Here is a 20487-nt window from a genome sequence, read left to right as displayed (position 1 = left end):
CGTCAGGGAGCGGAGGGGACCTCGACCTCACCGTCGATGATCTGCTGCTTGTACTCGTCGAGCTCGTCGGCGATGTCGTCGACCTGACCACCGGAGGTGGAGTAGCCGACGCCGTCGACCGACAGGTCGTAGCGGGTGATGCCCGAGGGGAACTCTCCGTCGTTGACCGCGGTGAGGTACTCGAAGACCGCGACGTCGATGTTCTTCAGCATCGAGGTCATGATCACGTCCTGCACGGACGGGTCGGCCGTCTCGTACTGGTCGGAGTCGACACCGATGGCGAGGTTGTCGGACTCGGCCGCCGCCTCGAAGACGCCGCCGCCGGAGCCGCCGGCCGCGTGGTAGACGATGTCGGCGCCGCCGTCGAACATGCCCTCGGCCGCGGTCTTCCCGCGGGCCGGGTCGGCGAAGCCGGAGAAGTCCGGGATCTGCGTCAGGTAGGTCGACTGGACCTCGATGTCGGGGTTCACGGCCTCGGCACCGGCGATGTAGCCGGCCTCGAACTTCTGGATGAGCGGGGTCTCGACGCCGCCGACGAAGCCGACGTTGTCGGTCTCGGTCTTGAGGGCCGCGGCCGCACCGACGAGGAAGGAGCCCTCCTCCTCGGCGAAGACGAGGTTGGCGACGTTGTCGGCCTCGACGGTCTCGCTGTCGATGATGGCGAAGTGGGAGTCGGGGAACTCCTCGGCCACCTTGGCCACCGCGGCCTCGTAGGCGAAGCCGACGGCGATGATGGGGTCGTAGCCGGCGTCGACGAAGGTGCGCAGGCGCTCCTCGCGGGCGGACTCGGACTCGCCGTCCTCGGCGGCCGACTCCTGCGGGTCGATGCCGTACTCCTCGATGGCCTGGTCGAGACCGGCGGCCGCCGAGTCGTTGAAGGACTGGTCACCGCGCCCGCCCACGTCGTAGGCGAGGCCGACCTTGAGGCCGGAGTCGGATCCGCCCTCGCTGTCGGAGCCACCGTCGGAGGCGGTGTCGTCACCGCCACCGCCGCACGCGGTCAGGGCCAGGATGCTGGCGGAGAAAAGGGCTGCCAGCGTGGTGCTGCTGCGTCGCAAGACGCCTCCTCGGTTGCTGAGACGGCACGTCCCCGGTCGACGACGGCCACCGGGAACCCTAAAGGGTGGGGACGGCCCGACGGACCGTGCGCGCCAATCGTTACCGAGGCGGAACACGACGGACACGGGTCCCGGGACGGAGGTCCCAGAGGACCGCCTGAGACCGGCCCTGGGACCGGCCCCGCGAGCGGGTCAGACCGGGCTCGCGTCGCCCTCGAGGTGCGCCCGCAGCGCGGTCTGGGCCAGGAGGCGCGCCCCCACGCCGACCGCCCGCTCGTCGACGCGCAGGTTGCCCTGGTGCAGGTCGTAGGTCGGCCCGCCCGGGGTCCGGGTGCCCAGGCGCATCATCGCGCCGGGCACCTCGTCGAGGTACCAGCCGAAGTCCTCGCCGCCCATGCTCTGACCGGCCACGACCCGGCCCTCCTCGCCCAGCACGTCGGAGACGGCCGCCGAGAGCACGTGGTTGGCGCGCGGGTCGTTGACCACGGGCGGGACGCCGCGCAGGTAGTCGACGTGGGCGGTCACGCCGTACGGCGCGACGACGTCGCGCACCGCGTCCCGCACGATCTGCTCGCAGCCGGCCCAGGCCTCGGCGTCGAGGATCCGGACCGTGCCGGAGACCCGGCCCCGGTCGGGGATCACGTTGGGGGCCGATCCGGCGGCCACCACGCCCCACACCACGCTGACCCCGGAGCGGGGGTCCATCCGCCGCGACAGCACCGCGGGGAGCTCGGTGGTGACCTTGGCGAGCGCGAAGACGAGGTCGCCGGTGAGGTGCGGGCGCGACGTGTGGCCGCCGGGGCCCTCGAGGCGGACCTCGACCTTGTCGGCGGCGCTGGTCAGCGGTCCGAGCCGCAGGCCCACCTGGCCGAGGTCGACGGCGGGGTCGCAGTGCAGCGCGAAGACCTGCTCGACGTCCTCGAGCACGCCCTGGCCGATCAGGTCGAGCGCTCCCCCGGGCATGACCTCCTCGGCCGGCTGGAAGAAGAGCCGGACCCGACCGGGCAGCAGCCCGCGGCCGTGCACCTCGTCGAGGGCCAGCGCCGCACCGAGCAGGGCGGTGGTGTGCACGTCGTGGCCGCAGGCGTGCGCCACCCCGGGGACGGTGCTCACCCAGGGGTCGGTCGTGACGTCCTCGAGGGGCAGCGCGTCCATGTCGGCGCGCAGCGCCACGACGGGTCCGTCGGCCGCGCCCGGCCCGCTCGGGCCGAGGTCGGCGACCAGGCCCGTGCCGGGCAGCAGGCGGACCTGCCAGGCGGTGCGGGCCAGGCGGTCGGCGACCAGGGCGGTGGTGCGCTGCTCGTGCCGCGACAGCTCGGGGTGGGCGTGCAGGTCGCGGCGGAGGTCGCGCAGCTCGTCGTCGTACTTGTGGACCACGTCCGCGACGAGGTGGACGAGGTGGGCGAGGTGGGCCGGATCGGCGGGCAGCGGCATAGACGGCCAGGTTACCGCCGCGCGCCGACCCCCTCGTCGTACGCCGCCAGGATCCGGTCGGCCGCGACCGTCGCCGGCAGGCTGCCGTCGAGGACCTCGGCGCGGACCTCGTCGCGGACCGCGCGCACCCCGGCGGAGTGCCGCAGCCGCTGGTCGAGCTCGTCGCGCACCAGCGCCCAGGTGAAGTCGAGCTGCTGGCCGGCCCGCTTCGCGGCGAGCCCGTCGGCGCCGAGGAAGTCGCGGTGGGCGTGCACCCGGGCCCACAGGTCGTCGACGCCGACGTCGTGCAGGCCGGAGCAGGTCACCACGGGCGGCGCCCACTCGCCGTGGCCGCGCACGAAGCGCAGCGCGCCGGCCAGCTCCCGGGCCGCGGCCCGGGCCTCGCCCTCGCGGTCGCCGTCGGCCTTGTTCACCGCGATCACGTCGGCGATCTCCAGGATGCCCTTCTTGATGCCCTGCAGCTGGTCGCCGGTGCGGGCCAGGGTGAGGAACAGGAAGGTGTCGACCATCCCGGCCACGGTCACCTCGGACTGACCGACGCCGACCGTCTCGACGAGCACCACGTCGTACGCCGCCGCCTCCAGCACCGCCATCGCCTGGACCGTCGCCCGGGCGACCCCGCCGAGGGTGCCGGCGGCCGGCGAGGGGCGGATGTAGGCGTCACGGTTCACCGCGAGGTGCGGCATCCGGGTCTTGTCGCCCAGGACCGACCCGCCGGTGCGGACGCTGGAGGGGTCGACGGCCAGCACCCCGACCCGGTGGCCGCCCGCGGTCAGCCGGGCGCCGAGGGCCTCGATGAAGGTGGACTTGCCGACCCCCGGCACGCCGGAGACCCCGACCCGGACCGCCGGGCTGGTCACCCCGGCACCCTCGCGGTCGGTCAGCGCGGTCATCAGCTCGCGTGCCTGCTCGCGGTGCGCGGGGCGCGAGGACTCCACCAGCGTGATCGCCTGCGACACCTGGGCACGGCGCCCCGCCAGGACGCCGTCGACCAGCTCGTCGACCTGCGGCCTCACGACGGCGGTCAGTGCCCGAGCTGCTCGCGCAGGCGCGCCAGCAGGTCGAGCGCCGACTCGGCGATCACGGTGCCGGGCAGGAAGACCGCGGCCGCGCCCATCTCGCGCAGCCGCGGGACGTCGTCGGGCGGGATCACGCCGCCGATCACGATCATCACGTCGGGGCGGCCCTGCTCGGTCAGCGCCTCCTTCAGCGCAGGCAGCAGCGCGAGGTGACCGGCGGCCAGGGAGGACACGCCGACGATGTGCACGTCGGCGTCGACCGCCTGCTGGGCGACCTCCTCCGGCGTGGAGAACAGCGGCCCCACGTCGACGTCGAAGCCCATGTCGGCGAAGGCGGACACGACGACCTTCTGGCCGCGGTCGTGGCCGTCCTGGCCCATCTTGGCCACCAGGATCCGCGGGCGTCGGCCCTCGGCCTCGTCGAACTCGGCGGTCGCGCCGAGGACCTGCTGGACCAGCGTCGAGCCCTCCTCGGACCCGTCGCCGGCCGACTCGTCGCGGAACACGCCGCTGATCGTACGGATGGTCGCCTGGTGCCGGCCGTAGACCTTCTCGAGGGCGTCGGAGATCTCCCCGACGGTGGCCTTGGCCCGGGCGGCGTCGACGGCCAGCGCCAGCAGGTTGCCGTCCATGGAGCCGTTCTCGGGACCCTGGTCGGCGGCGTTGGTGAGCGCCTCGAGCGTGCGGCGCACGTCGTCGTCGTGGCGCTCCTCGCGCAGCCGCTCGAGCTTGGCGATCTGCTGGCGGTAGACGTCGTCGTTGTCGACGCGCAGCACGTCGAGCTTGTCCTCGGCGGCCAGGCGGAAGGTGTTGACGCCGATCACCTTCTGGCGCCCGGAGTCGATCCGGGCCTGGGTGCGGGCGGCCGCCTCCTCGATGCGCATCTTGGGGATGCCCTGCTCGATCGCCGCAGCCATCCCGCCGGCCTGCTCGGCCTCGGTGATGTGGGCCCAGGCGCGCTCGGCGAGGTCGTGCGTCAGCCGCTCGACGTAGTAGGAGCCGGCCCACGGGTCGATCGTGCCGGTGGTGCCGGACTCCTGCTGGAGCAGCAGCTGGGTGTTGCGCGCGATCCGGGCCGAGAAGTCGCTGGGCAGCGCGATCGCCTCGTCGAGGGCGTTCGTGTGCAGCGACTGGGTGTGGCCCTGCGTGGCGGCCATCGCCTCCAGGCAGGTGCGCCCGACGTTGTTGAAGACGTCCTGGGCGGTCAGGCTCCAGCCGGAGGTCTGCGAGTGGGTGCGCAGGCTGAGCGACTTGGGGTTCTGCGGCTCGAACTCCCGCACGAGCCGGGCCCACAGCGCGCGGGCCGCGCGGAGCTTGGCGACCTCCATGAAGAAGTTCATCCCGATCGCCCAGAAGAACGACAGCCGCGGCGCGAACCGGTCGACGTCGAGGCCGGCGTCGAGGCCGGCGCGGAGGTACTCCACGCCGTCCGCGAGCGTGTACGCCAGCTCCAGGTCGGCCGTGGCCCCGGCCTCCTGGATGTGGTAGCCGGAGATGGAGATCGAGTTGAACCGCGGCATCTCCTCGGCGGTGTAGCGGAAGATGTCGGAGATGATCCGCATGCTCGGCGCCGGCGGGTAGATGTAGGTGTTGCGGACCATGAACTCCTTGAGGATGTCGTTCTGGATGGTCCCCGAGAGCTGGGCCGGCTTCACCCCCTGCTCCTCGGCCGCGGCGATGTAGAGGGCCATCACCGGCAGCACGGCGCCGTTCATCGTCATCGACACCGACATCTGGTCCAGCGGGATGCCGTCGAAGAGCTGGCGGGCGTCGTAGATCGAGTCGATGGCCACCCCGGCCATCCCGACGTCGCCACGCACGCGTGGGTGGTCGGAGTCGTAGCCGCGGTGGGTGGCCAGGTCGAAGGCGACCGAGAGGCCCTTCTGGCCGGCGGCGAGGTTGCGACGGTAGAACGCGTTGGACGCCTCGGCGGTGGAGAACCCGGCGTACTGGCGCACCGTCCACGGCTGGGTGGTGTACATCGTCGGGTAGGGCCCTCGCAGGAACGGGCTCAGCCCGGGCCAGGTGCCCAGCGCGTCGAGGCCCTCGACGTCGGCGGCGGTGTAGCGCGGCTGGATGTCGATGTTCTCGGGCGCGGTCCAGGCGGCGGCACCGGTGGTCGAGGAGCGGGCGCCGGTGAGCGTCTCGAGACCGGAGGTCGTGGCCAGGGGCAGGCCGGCGAAGGAGTCGGGGACGCTCATGCGAGGGCCTCTCTGGTCCGGGTGAGGAAGGCGAGGGCGTCGACGCCGACCGCGCAGGAGTCGTCGACCCCGAGGTCGCGCGGCCTGCCCGCGACCACGACGCGGGCGGCACCGGCCTCGCGCAGCGCGGTCACCGCCGCCGCGCCCCAGTCGGCGTAGACGGGGTCGGCACCGGCCAGGCAGGCGACGCGCTGGCCGTCGTAGGCCGCCAGCAGGGCCTCGACGTCGTCGGTCGCGCCGGCCACGTCCACGCCGATCCCGCCGGCGGTGAGCAGGTTGCTGGCGAAGGTGGCCCGCGCGGTGTGCGTGGCCACCGGACCCATCGTGGCCAGGAAGACCCGCTCGGTGGCCGGCTCGTCGCGCAGGGCCTCGAAGGCGTGGCCCCAGGGGCGTACGCCGTCCCACGCGCCGTCGGGCTCGCGCTGCGGGAGCTCCTCGTCGACGGCCGGGAACTCGGTGAGGCCGGTGATCGGGCGGGTCCTGGTGGCGACCTGCTCGTCACGCTCGGCGGCGGTGGCCGACACGAGGGCGTCGAGCTCGGCGTCCGGGTCGGGGGCGGCGTCGAGCCGACCGAGGACCTCCCAGGCGGCCGCGGCCAGGTCGTCGGTGAGGCGCTCGACGGCGTACGCACCGCCCGCCGGGTCGGCGACCCGGGCGACGTGGCTCTCGGAGACGAGCAGGTGGCTGGTGTTGCGCGCGATCCGACGGCCCAGCGTCTCGGGGCGACCGAGCGGGCTGTCGAAGGGCAGCACGGTCACGGCCTCGGCCCCGCCGACGCCGGCCGAGAACGCGGCCACGGTCGTCCGCAGGACGTTCACGTACGGGTCGTAGCGGCTCATCATCGGCCGGCTCGTCACGACGTGCTGGCGCTGGCCCGCGACCCGGGTCTCCTCGGAGGCGCCGCTGAGCTCGAGGACGCGGTCCCAGAGACGGCGCGCGGCGCGGAGCTTGGCGATGGTGGTCAGCTGCTCGTCGGTGGCGGCGAGCCGGTGCTCCACGAGCGCGGCGGCCTGGTCGACGTCGAGACCGGCGCCGGTGAGCGCGCGCAGCACCCGGGCGCCGAGCTGGAGCGACCGGCCGAGCTCCTGGGCGTCCGAGGCGCCGCGGTCGTGGGCGTCGGTGGCGTCGACGACCACGCCGAGCAGGCCGTGGTCGTGGGCCAGCCGGGCGACCGCGACCAGGTCGTTCTCGGCCGCGGTGGCGGTGACGCCGAGGTTGGTGCCGGCGGCCGGCGTGACGTCGCGGTCGGCGGCCAGGGCGAGCAACGCCTCGGCGGTGGCGACCGGGGAGGCCGGGGCGTCCAGGACGACCGGGGCGAGGTCGAGCAGCACGCCGTCGAGGAGCGGGACGAGGTCGGCGCCGTCCGGCAGGGTCAGCCACAGCGAGGTGACGCCGCCCTCGAGGTCGACCAGCAGCGTCTCGTTGGCCTGCTTCTCCTCGCCGGCCGCGAGGCGCAGGTGGGCGCGGACGTCCCACTCCCCCGTGCGCTGCGGGCGCCCGGCCGTGACGAGCCCGTCGAGGTCCTCCGGCGTGCCGAGCGGGGTGACGTCGACGCCGTCCAGGGTGCGCTGCGCGAGGCGCTCCCAGACCAGCTCGTCGGGGTCGTCCTCGCCCAGCCGTCGCGCCTTGCGGAGCACGGCCGCCGCGGCGGCCTCCCAGTCGGCGCGGTCGGCGGTGTCGCCCTCGGCGGCCAGCGCCAGGGTCCCCTGCTCCGGCTCGAGCTCCTGCGGGTCGTCGAGCCCGCCGTCCACCGCTCCCGCGGCGCTGCCCTCGGAGGTCATGGCCGCAGACTAGGGCGGCAACGTGACGTCGGCCACCGAGTGTGAGGTTCACAACCGTTCACCGGCGTCGGGAGCCTGGGCGGCCGACCTCGGTCGCCCGGTCACAGCCGGTCACACCGGTGGCTCTCGACTCGCGATCTGGTGCCACCTGCTGACACCGGATCACGACCCGACCAGCCCGGCGGCGCGGCCCACCGGCTGCCTGGTCTCGTGACGCTCGCTTCGCTCGCTCCTCGACCACCGGGGGCTGGTCTCGTGACGCTCGCTTCGCTCGCTCCTCGACCACCGGGGGCTGGTCTCGTGACGCTCGCTTCGCTCGCTCCTCGACCACCGGGGGCTGGCGCTCGCTCCTCGACCACCGCCACCCCGCAGCGCCGTCTTCACCCGCCGGCCACCTCGTGTCCGCCGGGCTGTCGGGGCGGGTGGGCAGGCTGCAGACCATGAGCCCTGCTCGCATCGCGATCGTGACCGAGTCCTTCTACCCCGCCGTGGACGCCACCACGACTACGCTGCGGGCGACCGTCGACCGGCTGGTCGACCGCGGCCACGAGCTGCTGGTGATCGCACCGGGGCCGGGGCTGGCCTCGTACCGCGGGGTGCGGGTGCACCGCGTCAGCACCCTGGAGAAGGTGGGCACCCAGGTCCGCGAGGTGCTGGCCGCCTTCGCCCCCGACGTCGTGCACCTCTCCTCCCCCGGCCGGCTCGGCCGCAAGGCCCTGAAGCACGCCCGCGGCCTCGGCCTGCCGACCCTGGTGGTGGAGCACTCCCCCCTGCTCGACACCTCGGCCGACTACTGGCGCCGCAAGGTCGCCAGCCGCGCCGACCGGGTGGTCGTGACCAGCCGCTGGATGCACGAGCGCGTCGCCGAGCTCGAGGTGGACGCCCCGGTCTGGGCGCCCGGCGTCGACACGGCCGCCTTCACCCCGGGCCTGCGCGACCAGTGGCTGCACGACTCCTGGGCCCGCGTCGGCTCCCGCGCCGGCGAGCAGGTCGTGGTCGGCTACGTCGGCGGGCTCGACAAGCGCCACGGCGTCCGTCGGCTCGCCGCCCTGGCCGACCTCCCGGGCGTCCGTCCGGTCGTGATCGGCGACGGCCCGGAGCGCGGCTGGCTGGAGTCGCACCTGCCCGAGGCCAAGATGCTCGGCACGCTGCAGACCGGCGACCTGACGGTCGCGCTGCCCTCCCTCGACGTCCTGGTCCACCCCGGGGAGCACCAGACCTGCGGCCACGTGCTGCGCGAGGCCGCCGCGAGCGGAGTCCCCGTGGTCGCACCGCGCAGCGGTGGGGCGCCCGAGGCCGTCCGCCACCTGGAGAGCGGGCTGCTCTACGACCCCGGCGCGCGCCGCGGGCTGCTCGACGCCGTCGACGCGGTCGTGCGGGACCGCCGCCGGGCCCTGCTCGGCAGCCGCGCGCGCGAGCTCGCCCTGGCCCGGACGTGGACCGCGGCGGTCGACGAGCTGCTCGACGCGCACCTGCTGCCGCTGGTCCCCGCGCCGACGGGTTCCCGATCCAGGGCGTGACGCTCCCCACCCACCCCCTCACGGGCACGCCGACGGGGGTACCTTGGTCCTGTGGCTACAACGACGCGACCGCTGGTCAGGAGCGCCCGTGGTACGCGCTCGACGATCGCCCTCAAGCTGACCATGGCCCTCTCCGGGCTGATCTTCATCGGCTTCGTGCTGGCGCACATGTACGGCAACCTCAAGGCCTTCGCCGGTGAGACCTCGTTCAACGAGTACGCCGAGCACCTGCGCGAGATCGGAGAGCCGATCCTGCCCTACAGCGGCCTGCTGTGGATCCTGCGCCTGGGCCTGATCGCCGCGCTGGTGGTCCACGTGACCGCCGCCGTGCTGCTGTGGCGCCGCGCCGCCAAGGCCCGTCCGGTGCAGTACGAGATGGTGCGCCGCGCCAGCTCCTCGATCTCCTCCCGCACGATGCGCTGGGGCGGGCTGACCATCCTGGTCTTCCTCATCTGGCACCTGCTGAACTTCAGCATCGTCAAGATCAACCCCACCGGCGGCGAGACGAACAACCCCTACGCCCTGCTGGTCGACACCTTCGGCGTGTGGTGGATGACGCTGATCTACCTCGTCGCGATGGCCGCCCTCGCGCTGCACCTGCACCACGGGACCTTCAGCTCGATGCAGACCCTCGGGCTGACCGGCACCGCCAAGGCCCGCACCCGGGCCCGTACGGCTGGCTGGGTCCTCGCCGTCGTCGTCGCCGGCGGCTACTCGTTGGTCCCCCTCGGCGTGCTCCTCGGCCTGATCGAGTAGCACCGCCCCCCACGCCCTGCCAGCCAGTCCCGCCGAAGTCCCAGACAGGGAGCACCCGTCATGGCCATGACCGACCAGAGCGGCACCGTCGCGCTCAACAAGCCCGCCGAGCAGCAGTCCGACGACGCGCACGGCTACTACACCCGGGGCGAGAACATCGTCGACGGGGCGGCGCCCACCGGCCCGATCAAGGACCGCTGGACCAACCACATCTTCGACACCCGCCTGGTCAACCCGGCCAACCGCCGCAAGCTCGACGTGATCATCGTCGGCACCGGCCTGGCCGGCGGCGCGGCCGCGGCCACGCTCGGCGAGGCCGGCTACAACGTGAAGTCCTTCTGCTACCAGGACTCCCCCCGCCGGGCGCACTCCATCGCGGCCCAGGGCGGCATCAACGGCGCCAAGAACTACAAGGAGGACGGCGACTCCGTCTTCCGTCTCTTCTACGACACCGTCAAGGGCGGCGACTACCGCTCGCGCGAGTCGAACGTCTACCGCCTGGCCGAGGTCAGCGCCAGCATCATCGACCAGTGCGTCGCCCAGGGCGTGCCCTTCGCCCGCGAGTACGGCGGCCTGCTCGACAACCGCTCCTTCGGCGGCGTCCAGGTGTCCCGCACCTTCTACGCCCGCGGCCAGACCGGCCAGCAGCTGCTGATCGGCGCCTACCAGGCCCTCGAGCGCCAGGTCGCGGCCGGCACGGTCAGCACCTACACGCGCCACGAGATGCTCGAGGTGATCATGGTCGACGGCAAGGCCCGCGGCATCATCGCCCGCGACCTGTCGACCGGGGAGATCGAGACCCACCTCGCCGACGCGGTCGTGCTGGCCTCCGGCGGCTACGGCAACGTCTTCTTCCTCTCCACCAACGCCATGGGCTGCAACGTCACCGCGACCTGGCGCGCGCACCGCAAGGGCGCCTACATGGCCAACCCCTGCTACACGCAGATCCACCCGACCTGCATCCCGGTCGCCGGCGAGCACCAGTCGAAGCTGACCCTGATGTCGGAGTCGCTGCGCAACGACGGCCGGATCTGGGTGCCCAAGAACGCCGACGACTGCACCAAGGACCCCCGCGAGATCCCCGAGGAGGACCGCGACTACTACCTGGAGCGGATCTACCCGGCGTTCGGCAACCTGGTCCCCCGCGACATCGCCTCCCGCCAGGCCAAGAACGTCTGCGACGAGGGTCGCGGCGTGGGCCCCAAGGTCGGCGACTTCCGCCGCGGCGTCTACCTCGACTTCAGCGAGGTCATCGAGCGCACCGGCGAGGACAAGGTCCGCGAGAAGTACGACAACCTCTTCGACATGTACGAGCGGATCACCGGGGAGAACCCGTACGAGGTGCCGATGCGCATCTACCCCGCCGTGCACTACGTGATGGGCGGGCTCTGGGTCGACTACGACCTGCAGTCGAACCTCCCGGGCCTGTTCGTGACCGGTGAGGCCAACTTCTCCGACCACGGTGCCAACCGGCTCGGTGCCTCGGCGCTGATGCAGGGCCTGTCCGACGGCTACTTCGTGCTCCCGAACACCATCCGCGGCTACCTCGCCGACGGCCCGTTCGAGCCCGTCGACGAGAACCACCCCGCGGTCGTCGAGGCCCGGACCTCGGTGGAGCAGCGGATCGAGACGTTCCTGTCGATCAACGGCACCCGCTCGGTGGACAGCTTCCACCGCGAGCTCGGCCACATCATGTGGGAGTTCTGCGGCATGGAGCGCTCCGAGGACGGCCTGCGCAAGGCGATCGACATGATCCGCGAGCTCAAGCGCGAGTTCTGGAGCAACCTGCGCGTGCTCGGCTCGGCCGACACCCTCAACCAGGCGCTCGAGAAGGCCGGCCGGGTGGCCGACTTCATCGAGCTCGGCGAGCTGATGTGCATCGACGCGCTGAACCGCCGCGAGTCCTGCGGCGGCCACTTCCGCGCCGAGTCGCAGACCGAGGAGGGCGAGGCCCTGCGTCACGACGAGGAGTTCGCCTACGTCGCGGCCTGGGAGTTCGGCGGCGACGAGGGCCAGCCGGTGCTCCACAAGGAAGACCTGATCTACACCGCCATCGAGATGAAGCAGCGGAGCTACAAGTGAACCTGACCCTTAAGATCTGGCGCCAGGCCGGCGCCGCCGCCAAGGGCGCCATGCACACCTACCAGGTCGACGAGATCTCCGAGGACATGAGCTTCCTGGAGATGCTCGACGTCCTCAACGAGCAGCTGAACGAGCAGGGCGAGGAGCCCGTCGCCTTCGACCACGACTGCCGCGAGGGCATCTGCGGGTCGTGCGACCTGATGATCAACGGCCGCCCCCACGGGCCGGAGGTCACCACGACCTGCCAGCTGCACATGCGGTCCTTCAAGGACGGCGACACGATCCACGTCGAGCCGTGGCGCGCCGAGGGCTTCCCGGTCGTCAAGGACCTGATCGTCGACCGGTCCGCCTTCGACCGGATCATCCAGGCCGGCGGCTACATCTCGGTCAACACCGGTGCCGCGCCCGACGCGCACGCGACGCCCGTGCCGCGCGAGGACGCCATGAAGGCCTTCAACGTGGCGACCTGCATCGGCTGCGGCGCCTGTGTCGCGGCGTGCCCCAACGGGTCCGCCTCGCTGTTCCTGGGTGCCAAGATCACCCACCTCGGTCGGCTCCCCCAGGGTCAGCCCGAGCGCGACTCCCGGGTGGTCTCGATGGTCGCCCAGCACGACGCCGAGGGCTTCGGCGGCTGCACCAACATCGGCGAGTGCACCTCGGCCTGCCCCAAGGAGATCCCGCTCGACGTGATCTCGCAGCTGAACAAGGACCTGCGCACCGCGATCCGGCACGGTCACTGACCCCAGGTCCGGCAGCACGCAGCAGCACCCCAGCACGGCCCCGGGTCACCGACCCGGGGCCGTCGTGCGTCCCCGGGGGACGCGGCGCCCCGTCAGCGGGTGGCGCGCCAGGCCCGCAGGCCGAGCCGGGCCAGCACGACCGCGATCGCGACGTTGACCACGATCAGCACCGAGTGCGCGACCCAGTACCCGGCGGCACGCTCCTCACCGGCGCTCCAGGCGGCGTAGAGGGTGCGGGCGAACTGGCCGAAGGTGACCGCGTTCCAGGCCGCCACGGCGAGCAGCAGGACGGCGTGGCGGCGCTCGAAGCGCATCGGCGTGCCGGTCCTCCCGGTGGTCGTCGTCATCGCACGAACCTGCGCACCACGGCGACCAGGGCCAGCATCGCGGCACCGCCGGCCGCGAACGGTCCGCCCGCGCGGCGTACGAGGGTGGGCGCCGCCGCGGGCTCGCGCGCCGCCGACCACTGGGCCAGGCTGGGGGCCTGCGGGCCCTGGACCGGGACGGTGTCGACGGGGCGGGCGGCCATCGCGGCGCGGGTCGTGTAGGCCCAGGAGGCGGAGTAGAGCGTGAGCCGGGCGAAGTAGTTGAACACCACGATCAGGGTCAGCGCGATCCCGAAGGCCTGGAACGCCGGGTTCCCCTTGGTCAGGCTGATCACCTGGGCCGACAGCTGCTTGATCAGCTCGAACCCGACAGCGCCCAGCACCGCCCCGGACCACAGCGACAGGGCCGGTACCGCGGCCCGGGCCAGCTGCTTGAACATCACGAAGAACAGCACGGTGTTGATCGCCAGGGCCACCACGACCCCCAGCGCGACCAGCACGAGGCGCAGCTCCTCGCCGAGCCCCAGCAGGTCGAGGAGACCGGTGGAGAAGCGGGTGACACCGCTGCCGACCACGATCGACAGCAGCAGGGTGCCGCCCACGGTGAGCAGGCCGAGCAGGTCCATCACCTTGACCTTGACGAAGGACACGGTGGGCAGGGCCTGCCCGAAGGTGGCCGTCAGCGCCTCCCGCAGCACCTGGACGAAGCCGAGGCCGGTGTAGAGGACGCCGACGAGGCCCAGCACCCCCACGATGCCGGAGAAGTCCTGCACCTGGTCCAGGGAGATCTGCCCCTCACCGCCGCCGACCAGCCCGGGGAAGAGCTCCTCGACCCCCCGTCGGACCTGGCCGTCGAGATCGGGGTAGACCCGGGAGATCACGCCGACCGCGAAGAAGGTCAGGGCCAGGATCGGGAAGAACGACAGGAAGGCGAAGTAGCTCACGGCCCCCGCGTGGAGGTTGCCCTGGGAGGAGCCGTAGTGCTGGACCATCCGCAGCACGTGGGCCACGCCCGGGCGGCGCTGCGCCTCCGCGGCGACGCCCTTGGCCTTGTCGACCGCTGCGACCATCAGTCCTCCCCCAGCCGGAACTCGTGGGTGGGCCGCCAGCCGGCGGCCTCGTCGTGCTCGTAGAGGTGGAACGACGTCACGTCGAAGCGGCACTCGAAGGAGGCCAGCTCTGCGAACGCCCGGTCCAGGGCGGCGTCCTCGAGGTGGTGGGCGACCGTGACGTGCGGGTGGTACGGGAAGTGGAGGTCGCAGGCCAGCGGCCCGCGTCGCACGGCCGACGCCAGCAGCTCGCACTGCGAGATGCCCTCGGCCAGCGCGACGAAGACGACCGGCGAGACCGGCCGGAAGGTTCCGGTCCCGCGCAGGTGGACCTCGAACGGCTCGCCCGCCGCCGCGGCCTCCGCGAGGTGGGCCTCGACCTTGCCGAGGTCCCCCGGGTCGACCGCGGCCGGCGGCAGCAGGGTCACGTGGGTGGGGATCATCGTGGCCGTGCGGTCGCCGAGAGCCAGCCGGTAGTCCTGGAGCTCGCGGGCCCACGGCTCGGGGATCGCGACGGCCACGCCGATCATCTGCATCGGCTCGACCCTAGCGGCCACCGGGCGCGTCAAGGGTGGGACGGACGGGTGAACCCGACCCGGTCGTAGACGTCGCCCAGCGTGCGGGAGGCGACCTCGCGGGCGCGGACCGCACCGGCGGCCAGCACCGCGTCGAGGTGCGACCGGTCCTCCATCAGCGCCAGCGTCCGGTCCCGGAACGGGGTCACGAACTCGACGACCACCTCGGCGAGGTCCTTCTTCAGGTCGCCGTAGCCGCGCCCGGCGTACTGCTCCTCCAGGTCGACCACCGGCGCACCGGTGAGAGCGGCGTAGATCGTCAGCAGGTTCGACACCCCCGGCTTCTCGGCGGCGTCGAAGCGGACCTCGCTGCCGGAGTCGGTGACGGCCGAGCGGATCTTCTTGGCGCTCACGCGCGGCTCGTCGAGCATCTCCACGATGCCGGCCGGCGAGGACGCCGACTTCGACATCTTCGAGGTCGGGTCCTGGAGGTCGCCGATCTTCGCGGTCGCCTCCAGGATGTAGGCCTCCGGCAGCCGGAAGGTCTTCTTGTAGCGGTGGTTGAAGCGCCCGGCGAGGTCGCGGGTCAGCTCGAGGTGCTGGCGCTGGTCCTCGCCGACCGGCACGAAGTGCGGCCGGTAGAGCAGGATGTCGGCGGCCTGGAGGACCGGGTAGGTGAACAGCCCGACCGACGCCGCGCCCTCGCCGCCCCTCGCGGACTTGTCCTTGAACTGCGTCATCCGGCGGGCCTCACCGAACCCGGTCAGGCACTGGAGCACCCACGACAGCTGGGCGTGCTCGGGCACGTGGCTCTGCACGAAGACCGCAGCCCGGTCGGGGTCGACCCCCATGGCCAGCAGCTGCGCCGCGGCCCGCAGGGTGCGCTCGCGCAGCACCTTCGGGTCCTGCTCCACGGTGATCGCGTGCAGGTCGGCGACGAAGAAGAACGGCTCGTGCTCGTCCTGCAGCGCCACCCACTGCCGCAGCGCGCCGAGGTAGTTGCCGAAGTGGAACGAGTCGGCCGTCGGCTGGATGCCCGAGAGGACCCGGGGGCGGGCGGCAGGCGGGGTCGACCCGGTCTGGCCGGGCTGGCTGGTCGGACTGGACATGGGGCCATTGTCGCGAAACCCGTTCGCCCCCGCGTCGGCGCCCCTGAGAGGGTCGTCGCATGGACCTCCCCCCGACCCCGCCGACGCTCACCGACGGGCACGTCACGCTGCGTGCGCACTCCCCCGAGGACGCCCAGGGCTCGTACGAGGCCACCCTGGACCCGGACTACCAGCGATGGACCTCGGTGCCGCTCCCGGTGAGCCTGGAGGGGGCCCGGCACTTCGTCGGCGAGCTGATGCCCGGCGCCTGGGCCGACGGCAGCTCGTGGGGCTTCGCGGTCGACCACGACGGGTCGTACGTCGGCAGCGTCGAGCTGCGGCCCGACGACCGCGAGGCCGGTGTCGCCGAGATCGCCTACGGCTCGCACCCGCGGGTGCGCGGCCTGCGGCTCGAGGGCCGCAGCGTGATGGAGCGTGCCCTGCGGCTCCTGCTGACCTGGGGCTTCGACGAGGCCGGCGTCCGCACGGTGATGTGGCGGGCCCACCGCGGCAACTGGGCCTCGCGTCGCCTGGCCTGGAAGGTCGGCTTCCGGGTCGAGGGGACGGTGCGTCGCTGGACGACCCAGCGGGGCGAGCGGCACGACGCCTGGATCGGCACGCTGCTGCACGACGACTCCCGCCAGCCGCCGACGACCTGGCTGACGGCGCCCCGGCTGCGGGGTGAGCAGGTGGTGCTCCGGCCGTTCACCGACGCCGACGTGCCCCGGATCGTGGAGGCCTGCGAGGACGAGCGGACCCGGCACTGGCTGGGGCGGCTGCCCGAGCCGTACGAGCCGGACGCGGCCCGCGACTACCTGCTGCACGTCGGGGAGCAGCAGGCCGACGGGCGCGGCGTGTGGTGGGCGGTGGCGGACCCGGCCACGGACGAGCTGCTCGGCTCGATGGCGCTGTTCGACGTCGACCCCGGGCGCGAGGCCGAGGTGGGCTACTGGGCGCACCCGTCGGCGCGGGGGCGCGGGGTGGTCACCGAGGCGACCGGGCTGGCGCTGCGCTTCGCCTTCGGGATGCTGGGGGTGCAGCGCGTCGTGGCCTTCGCCGCCGTGGACAACGCGGCGTCACGCCACGTGCTGGAGGCCAACGGCCTGCGCCAGTACGCCGTGGAGCGGCTGGGGGCGCGGATCCGCACCGGCCCGGCCGACCAGGTGTGCCTCGACGTGCTCGCCGAGGAGTGGCTGGCCGGCCAGGTGGCGCGGATGAAGGCCCCGGGGGCTCAGGACTGACGGACGGCGGCGGCCAGGTTGCCCAGGGAGGTCTCGAGCGCCTCCTGCGGGACCAGCGGGAAGGAGAGCTTCTTCAGCAGCTCCTTGTCGGTCACGGCCGACCAGTCGTAGGTCACGGTGGCCTCGACGCTGTCGGAGCCGGTCGACTTCAGCTCCCAGACCCACTCCCAGCCCGGGGGCTCCTGGCCGGCGGGGGCGGTGCGCCAGGCGAGCAGGTGGTTCTCGTCGTAGCCGGTGACGTGGTTGTCGACCTGGTAGTCCCCACCCATGTGGTCGCCGGACATGTTCATCCGGAACTGCTGGCCGCTCTTCTCGATGCGGTCACCCCGGTCGAGGCCCTGGACGAAGCCGGAGCCGTCGAGCTCGACGTGGCGGTGGGGGTCGGTGAGCACGTGGAACACGTCCTTGGCGGACGCGTCGATCGTGCGGGACGCGGAGATGCTGGTGTCACTCATGCCTCCACCAGACCAGCCGGGGGCGTCGCGCTCAAGGGCCCTTCGGGGGGAGCGGGCCCCCGTGGGGTGGCTCAGGCCGTCCGCGCGCCGCGGTCGGCGCGCAGCGCCGCCACGAGGACCACCAGGCCGACGACCGAGAGCCCGACCCCGGCCAGCGCGGGGGCGCGGTAGCCCAGCCCGGCGCTGATCACGGCACCGCCGATCCAGGCACCGAGGGCGTTGGCGACGTTGAGCGAGGCGTGGTTCATGGCGGCGCCGAGGGTCTCGGCCTCGCCGGCCACCCGCATCAGGCGCAGCTGGAGGTTGACCACCAGCACCGAGCCGAGGGTGGTGACGAGGAAGGCCGCGGGCGCGAGCCACCAGCCGTACGGGGAGACGGCGTAGAACAGCAGCAGCGCCGCGGCCATGCCGATGCTGCCCACGACGAGGGACCCGGGCACCGACCAGTCGGCCATCCGGCCGGCCAGGACGGTGCCGGCGACCATGCCGAGGCCGAGCATCAGGATCACCAGCGGGACGCTGCCACTGCCGAGACCGGCGACGTCGGTGGCGATCGGCGAGATGTAGGTGTAGACCGCGAACATCCCGCCGAAGCCGGCCGCGCCGATCAGCAGGGCCAGCAGGACCTGCGGCTCCCGCAGCGCGGTGAGCTCGGTGCGCCAGCGGGCGTCGGGGTTGCCGGCGCGGACCGGGACGACCGCGGCGATGGCGAGCACGGTGAGCACGGCCAGGACCGAGGCGGCCACGAAGCCGGCCCGCCAGCCGAGGTTCTGCCCGAGCCAGGTCGCGGCGGGGACGCCGAGGACGTTGGCCACCGACAGGCCCAGCATCACCTGCGCGACCGCGCGACCGGCCCGCCCGGGACGCGCGAGGTCGGCCGCGACCAGGCTGGCGACGCCGAAGTACGCCCCGTGCGGCAGCCCGTCGAGGAACCGCGCGACCGTGAGCATCTCCATCGACATCGACGCCGCCGACAGCACGTTGCCCGCGGCGTAGGCACCCATCAGCCACAGCAGCAGGCGGCGGCGCGGGGCGCGGGCGCCGAGCACGGCCAGCAGCGGCGCCCCGACCACCACACCGAGGGCGTAGGCCGAGATCAGGTGACCGGCGGTCGGGATCGAGACACCGACACCTGCGGCCACCTCGGGCAGCAGGCCCATCGTCATGAACTCGGTCGTGCCGATCGTGAACCCGCCCAGGGCAAGGGCGAGCAGGGCCAGGCGCGGGGCCCGCGCGGCCAGCACGGGGGCCTCCGGGCCGCCCGGGCGGGCCTGCTGGGTCGCGGCCCGGGTCGCGGCATCGCGGTCGGCGGCGGTCGAGGAGGTCACGAAGGACGCTAACCCGCGGCCGCCGTCGTGGTGTTCCCCGCGCGGGTGTGACGTTGGCACACCCGCGCCGGGACCAGGGTCGCTGCCGGCGTCAGACGACCATCCAGCCGAGCACGGAGGTCGACTGCAGGTAGACCAGCACGCACATGATCAGCAGGAAGCCCAGGCTCCAGCCGAGCACCTTGCGGAACAGGTCGCCCTCCTTGCCGGCCAGGCCGGTGGCGGCGGCGGCGATGGCGAGGTTCTGCGGGGAGATCATCTTGCCCAGCACGCCGCCGGAGGTGTTGGCCGAGGCCAGCAGGGTCGGGTCGAGCCCGGCCGACTGGGCGGCCGTGACCTGCAGCGTCCCGAACAGGGCGTTGGCGGAGGTGTCCGAGCCGGTCACCGCGACCCCCAGCCAGCCCAGGACCGGCGAGAGGAAGGCGAAGAACGTGCCGGTCCCGGCGATCCACATGCCGATCGTGATCGTCTGGCCGGAGAAGTTCATGACGTAGGCGAGCGCGAGCACCGAGGCCACGGTCAGGATCGCCCACTTCAGCTGGTCGAGGGTGCCGCCGTACGCCTTGACCGCCGCGGCGGGCGACACCTTGAGCACCAGCATCGTGAGCAGGCCGGAGAGCAGCAGCAGCGTGCCGGCCGAGGGCAGCCACGCGAACGCGAAGGTCGTCGCCGACGGGGCCTCGCCGGTGTCGGGGTTGACGATGTCCAGCCCGGGCCAGGGGAAGGTCACGGTGCCGGAGGCCAGGGCCTCCTTGATGAAGGGGACCTGGGCGAGGGTGAAGATCACGATGATCGCCAGGTACGGCGCGTAGGCCTTGAACACCTCGAGGCCGTTGTCGGCGACCGGCGCCTTCGTGGCCGTGCCGGTGCCGCCGGCGGCGGCCGACGTACGGCGCGAGGAGGCGTTGCCGCTGGCCTCGGCCACCCGGCTCTGGGCCTCCTCCTCGTCCATCCGCTCGGCGGTCAGCTCGTAGGAGGGGGTCCACACGCGCAGCAGCAGCACCACGGCGCCGGCGGCGACGAGCGCGGCCACGATGTCGGTGAGCTCGACCGAGAAGTAGTTCGAGGCCAGGAACTGGCCGACGGCGAAGGCGAGGCCGCAGACCAGGGCCGGGAGCCACATCTGCTTGACGCCACGACGGCCGTCGACCAGGAAGACCAGCACGAGCGGGACGAACAGCGCCAGGACCGGGGTCTGGCGGCCGACCATCGCCCCGAGCTCCTCGGCCGGGATGCCGGTGATCGCGGCCAGGGTGGTGATCGGCACCGCGATGGCGCCGAAGGCGACCGGCGCGGTGTTGGCGACCAGGGAGACCACCGCGGCCTTGACCGGGTTGAAGCCCAGCGCCATCAGCATCACCGAGCTGATCGCCACCGGGGTCCCGAAGCCGGCCAGCGCCTCGAGCAGGGCGCCGAAGCAGAACGCGATGATGATCGCCTGGATCCGCTGGTCGTCGGACACCTTGCCGAAGGAGCGCCGCAGCACGTCGAAGTGGCCGGTGGTGACGGTCATGTTGTAGACCCAGATCGCGTTCACCACGATCCACATGATCGGGAACAGCCCGAAGACCGCACCCTCCGCCGCCGAGGCCAGGGCCATCCCGACCGGCATGGAGTAGACGAGGACCGCGACCGCGATCGAGACCGCCAGCGCGATCAGCGAGGCCCACTGCGCCTTCATCTTCAGCACCCCTAGGAGGAGGAAGACGGTCAGCAGCGGCAGGGCCGCGAAGATGGACGACAACGCCAGCGACCCGTTGACGGGGTCGAAGTCCTGCTCGAACACGGTGGCTCCTCGAGTGCTCCGGTCGACGTGTCACCCGAGCCACGGGCTGGTGTGGCTGCGGTCACGTCGCGGAGCACTCGACCACATCTCTCCCACCCCGTCCACCCC

General features: G+C 72.8%; 17 protein-coding genes. 5 read left to right on the top strand and 12 right to left on the bottom strand.

Going from position 1 to position 20487, the window contains the following annotated elements:
- Positions 1–2: 2 nt before the first annotated feature.
- From GV155_RS04655 to GV155_RS04635, 5 genes are all read right to left on the bottom strand, one after another.
- Positions 3–1058, bottom strand: coding sequence for a BMP family lipoprotein (locus tag GV155_RS04655; protein WP_160005688.1), 1056 nt, complete (start codon positions 1056–1058; stop codon positions 3–5).
- A 192-nt stretch (positions 1059–1250) separates the two neighbouring features.
- Complete coding sequence (locus tag GV155_RS04650) at positions 1251–2492, bottom strand: amidohydrolase (protein ID WP_160005686.1); 1242 nt, start codon at positions 2490–2492, stop codon at positions 1251–1253.
- 11 nt (positions 2493–2503) lie between these two features.
- Positions 2504–3508 (bottom strand): methylmalonyl Co-A mutase-associated GTPase MeaB, encoded by a 1005-nt coding sequence (meaB, locus tag GV155_RS04645; protein WP_160005684.1) that lies wholly within the window; start codon positions 3506–3508, stop codon positions 2504–2506.
- A gap of 8 nt (positions 3509–3516) precedes the next feature.
- Positions 3517–5712: a methylmalonyl-CoA mutase gene (gene scpA / locus GV155_RS04640; RefSeq protein WP_160005682.1), complete on the bottom strand. Its 2196-nt coding sequence runs from the start codon at positions 5710–5712 to the stop codon at positions 3517–3519.
- The gene (locus GV155_RS04635; protein ID WP_160005680.1) at positions 5709–7493 is read right to left on the bottom strand and encodes a methylmalonyl-CoA mutase family protein; all 1785 of its coding nucleotides are present in this window, start codon (positions 7491–7493) and stop codon (positions 5709–5711) included. Before GV155_RS04635 ends, scpA begins: the two co-directional genes overlap by 4 nt.
- Before the next feature lie 440 nt (positions 7494–7933).
- On the opposite strand from GV155_RS04635, the gene GV155_RS04630 reads away from it, so the two are divergent.
- From GV155_RS04630 to GV155_RS04615, 4 genes are all read left to right on the top strand, one after another.
- On the top strand, positions 7934–9013 hold the full coding sequence (locus GV155_RS04630; RefSeq protein WP_160005678.1) for a glycosyltransferase: 1080 nt from the start codon (positions 7934–7936) through the stop codon (positions 9011–9013).
- Between the two features lie 51 nt (positions 9014–9064).
- Positions 9065–9769 (top strand): succinate dehydrogenase cytochrome b subunit, encoded by a 705-nt coding sequence (locus GV155_RS04625; RefSeq protein WP_160005676.1) that lies wholly within the window; start codon positions 9065–9067, stop codon positions 9767–9769.
- Positions 9770–9835: 66 nt separating this feature from the next.
- On the top strand, positions 9836–11851 hold the full coding sequence (locus GV155_RS04620) for a fumarate reductase/succinate dehydrogenase flavoprotein subunit (RefSeq protein ID WP_160005674.1): 2016 nt from the start codon (positions 9836–9838) through the stop codon (positions 11849–11851).
- Entirely contained in the window at positions 11848–12591 is a 744-nt protein-coding gene (locus GV155_RS04615) for a succinate dehydrogenase/fumarate reductase iron-sulfur subunit (RefSeq protein ID WP_160005672.1), read from the top strand. The genes GV155_RS04620 and GV155_RS04615 overlap by 4 nt, the downstream gene beginning before the upstream one ends.
- Positions 12592–12683: 92 nt before the next feature.
- Here GV155_RS04615 and GV155_RS04610 read toward each other — a convergent pair whose 3' ends face one another.
- The 4 genes from GV155_RS04610 to trpS are packed head-to-tail and all read right to left on the bottom strand — an operon-like array spanning position 12684 to position 15590.
- The gene (locus GV155_RS04610) at positions 12684–12938 is read right to left on the bottom strand and encodes an SCO4848 family membrane protein (protein ID WP_236553975.1); all 255 of its coding nucleotides are present in this window, start codon (positions 12936–12938) and stop codon (positions 12684–12686) included.
- A complete protein-coding gene (locus GV155_RS04605) occupies positions 12935–13987 on the bottom strand; it encodes a YhjD/YihY/BrkB family envelope integrity protein (RefSeq protein ID WP_160005670.1) in 1053 nt (350 codons plus the stop codon). Before GV155_RS04605 ends, GV155_RS04610 begins: the two co-directional genes overlap by 4 nt.
- A complete protein-coding gene (locus GV155_RS04600; protein WP_160005668.1) occupies positions 13987–14502 on the bottom strand; it encodes a 2'-5' RNA ligase family protein in 516 nt (171 codons plus the stop codon). Before GV155_RS04600 ends, GV155_RS04605 begins: the two co-directional genes overlap by 1 nt.
- Before the next feature lie 29 nt (positions 14503–14531).
- On the bottom strand, positions 14532–15590 hold the full coding sequence (trpS, locus tag GV155_RS04595) for a tryptophan--tRNA ligase (RefSeq protein ID WP_160005666.1): 1059 nt from the start codon (positions 15588–15590) through the stop codon (positions 14532–14534).
- A 59-nt stretch (positions 15591–15649) separates the two neighbouring features.
- Between trpS and GV155_RS04590 the strand changes: the two genes are divergently transcribed.
- On the top strand, positions 15650–16810 hold the full coding sequence (locus GV155_RS04590; RefSeq protein ID WP_160005664.1) for a GNAT family N-acetyltransferase: 1161 nt from the start codon (positions 15650–15652) through the stop codon (positions 16808–16810).
- Here the strand turns inward: GV155_RS04590 and GV155_RS04585 are convergent.
- The 3 genes from GV155_RS04585 to GV155_RS04575 all read right to left on the bottom strand — a co-directional run bounded on the left by GV155_RS04585 (position 16801) and on the right by GV155_RS04575 (position 20379).
- Positions 16801–17265 carry an SRPBCC family protein gene (locus tag GV155_RS04585; RefSeq protein WP_160005662.1) on the bottom strand — a complete coding sequence of 155 codons (465 nt, stop codon included), beginning with the start codon at positions 17263–17265 and terminating at the stop codon, positions 16801–16803. The two genes, GV155_RS04590 and GV155_RS04585, sit on opposite strands and share 10 nt — an antisense overlap.
- 71 nt (positions 17266–17336) lie before the next feature.
- Positions 17337–18593 carry an MFS transporter gene (locus GV155_RS04580; protein ID WP_236553973.1) on the bottom strand — a complete coding sequence of 419 codons (1257 nt, stop codon included), beginning with the start codon at positions 18591–18593 and terminating at the stop codon, positions 17337–17339.
- Positions 18594–18684: 91 nt separating this feature from the next.
- Complete coding sequence (locus GV155_RS04575; RefSeq protein WP_160005660.1) at positions 18685–20379, bottom strand: L-lactate permease; 1695 nt, start codon at positions 20377–20379, stop codon at positions 18685–18687.
- Positions 20380–20487: the final 108 nt, after the last annotated feature.

Origin of the sequence: Nocardioides sp. AX2bis (assembly GCF_902506435.1) — a bacterium.
In the GTDB taxonomy this organism is placed as follows: Bacteria; Actinomycetota; Actinomycetes; order Propionibacteriales; family Nocardioidaceae; genus Nocardioides.
This window is presented reverse-complemented; position numbering and strand designations above follow the sequence as displayed.

Bases quoted from the DNA above. Each gene is read 5' to 3' on its own strand.
- GV155_RS04610 (WP_236553975.1), bottom strand. From the start codon at position 12,938: ATGACGACGACCACCGGGAGGACCGGCACGCCGATGCGCTTCGAGCGC.
- trpS (WP_160005666.1), bottom strand. From the start codon at position 15,590: ATGTCCAGTCCGACCAGCCAGCCCGGCCAGACCGGGTCGACCCCGCCT.
- GV155_RS04620 (WP_160005674.1), top strand. From the start codon at position 9,836: ATGACCGACCAGAGCGGCACCGTCGCGCTCAACAAGCCCGCCGAGCAG.
- GV155_RS04605 (WP_160005670.1), bottom strand. From the start codon at position 13,987: ATGGTCGCAGCGGTCGACAAGGCCAAGGGCGTCGCCGCGGAGGCGCAG.
- GV155_RS04635 (WP_160005680.1), bottom strand. From the start codon at position 7,493: ATGACCTCCGAGGGCAGCGCCGCGGGAGCGGTGGACGGCGGGCTCGAC.
- scpA (WP_160005682.1), bottom strand. From the start codon at position 5,712: ATGAGCGTCCCCGACTCCTTCGCCGGCCTGCCCCTGGCCACGACCTCC.
- GV155_RS04585 (WP_160005662.1), bottom strand. From the start codon at position 17,265: ATGAGTGACACCAGCATCTCCGCGTCCCGCACGATCGACGCGTCCGCC.
- GV155_RS04590 (WP_160005664.1), top strand. From the start codon at position 15,650: ATGGACCTCCCCCCGACCCCGCCGACGCTCACCGACGGGCACGTCACG.
- GV155_RS04600 (WP_160005668.1), bottom strand. From the start codon at position 14,502: ATGCAGATGATCGGCGTGGCCGTCGCGATCCCCGAGCCGTGGGCCCGC.
- GV155_RS04630 (WP_160005678.1), top strand. From the start codon at position 7,934: ATGAGCCCTGCTCGCATCGCGATCGTGACCGAGTCCTTCTACCCCGCC.
- GV155_RS04650 (WP_160005686.1), bottom strand. From the start codon at position 2,492: ATGCCGCTGCCCGCCGATCCGGCCCACCTCGCCCACCTCGTCCACCTC.